Here is a 1,539-nt window from a genome sequence, read left to right as displayed (position 1 = left end):
ACCAGGGGGGTCGCGTCGGCCGGGACCGGGTTGGCCCGGCCCTTCGGTTCCGAGGCGATCAGGCGGCGGGTATACTCGTGTTGGGGGTCGGCGAAGACCGCCTTGGTCTGGCCGGCCTCGACGATCTGCGAGGCCGAACACCTCCTGGGGGAATTCAACGAGTCCGTCCGGCAGCCACAGTTCCCGGGCGCCCGCGAGCTCGCCGCGCCGCAGGGCCGCGAGGGTTTCGGTCCGATCCAAGATGTCAGCCCCGCTTGAAGAAGGCGTCGGCCGCGCCCTGGGCCGCCTGCTTGGCCGCCCGGGCCGCCTCGATCCGGGCGATCTCCTCTTGCAGCAGCGCGACGCGCGCATCGAGGTCGGAGAGCGACAGCGTGTCGAGGGGCTGCCCGATCTCGTGGGCGATGGCCTTGCGCGGCCGGTCGTCGTCGTCTCGCATGTCTCGGCTCCCTACAGGAACGATCGGCCGGCACCGTCCCAGGCCAGGCCGAGATGGGCCGCCAGGGTGGCGCCGATGTCGGCGAAGGTGTCCCGCCGGCCGATCGATCGGGACGCGATGCCGGGGCCGAAAGCCAGGACCGGCACCTGCTCCCGCGTATGGTCGGTCCCCGGCCAGGTCGGATCGTTGCCGTGGTCGGCGGTGATCACCGCGAGGTCGCCGGGCCCGAGCGCCGCCAGGATCTCTGGGATGCGGGCGTCGAACGCCTCCAATTCCGCGGCGTAGCCGGGCACGTCCCGGCGGTGGCCGTGCTCCGTGTCGAAATCCACCAGGTTCACGAAGATCAGCCCGCCCTCGGGTAGATCTTCCAGGGCGTCCAGGCCCGCCCTGAGGCAGGCCGCGTTCGCGCCCGGCTTGATCTCGCGGCCGGTGGCGCGATGGGCGAAGATGTCGCCGATCTTGCCGACGCTGACCACGGCCCGGCCCTCGGCCTGGGCCCGGTCGAGCAGGGTTTGCCCCGGGGGGGCGACCGCGAAATCCTTGCGGTTGCCTGTCCGGCGGAAGCCCGCCTCCGCGGACCCGACGAACGGACGGGCGATCACCCGGCAGACCCGGTAGGGATCGCACAGGCGGCGCGCGGTCATGCAAAGCGCGTAGAGCCGCTCCAGCCCGAACGTCTCCTGGTGGGCCGCGATCTGGAAGACGCTGTCGGCCGAAGTGTAGCAGATCGGCTTGCCGGACCGGACGTGCTCGGCCCCGAGGTCGTCGATGATGGCGACGCCGGGCGCGTGCCGGTCACCCAGGATGCCGGGCAGGCCGCCTTCCGCGATCAACGCAGCGGTCAGCGCGACCGGGAAGGCCGGCCGGCTGTTCGGGAAATGGCCCCAGGGTTCGGGCATTGGCAGCCCGGTGATCTCCCAATGGCCGGACGGGGTGTCCTTGCCGGCGGCCGTCTCCACGGCATGGCCGTAGGCGCCCTCCGGTTCACCCACGGGGGCGAGGTTCGGAGGCACGCGGCCCGAAGCTCCGGCGGCCGCCAGACCCAGACCGAGGCCCGCGAGATGGGGCAGGCGCAGCTGGCCGGCGCGCAGGCCCGCTGCGCC

At 72.7% G+C, this 1,539-nt stretch carries 2 protein-coding genes; both read right to left on the bottom strand.

Going from position 1 to position 1,539, the window contains the following annotated elements; all coding sequences use genetic code 11:
* Positions 1–244: 244 nt before the first annotated feature.
* Positions 245–436, bottom strand: coding sequence for a DUF1192 domain-containing protein (locus FV228_RS29220; protein WP_147857656.1), 192 nt, complete (start codon positions 434–436; stop codon positions 245–247).
* An 11-nt stretch (positions 437–447) separates the two neighbouring features.
* Positions 448–1,539, bottom strand: a 1,092-nt coding sequence (locus FV228_RS29215; RefSeq protein ID WP_147857655.1) for a phosphopentomutase, incomplete at its 5' end; no start/stop codon positions are given.

Source organism: Methylobacterium sp. WL18, assembly GCF_008040015.1.
GTDB lineage: Bacteria > Pseudomonadota > Alphaproteobacteria > Rhizobiales > Beijerinckiaceae > Methylobacterium > Methylobacterium mesophilicum.
This window is presented reverse-complemented; position numbering and strand designations above follow the sequence as displayed.

What these genes read in the sequence shown, in the direction of transcription:
- FV228_RS29220 (WP_147857656.1), bottom strand. Translation starts at nt 436, where the DNA reads ATGCGAGACGACGACGACCGGCCGCGCAAGGCCATCGCCCACGAGATC.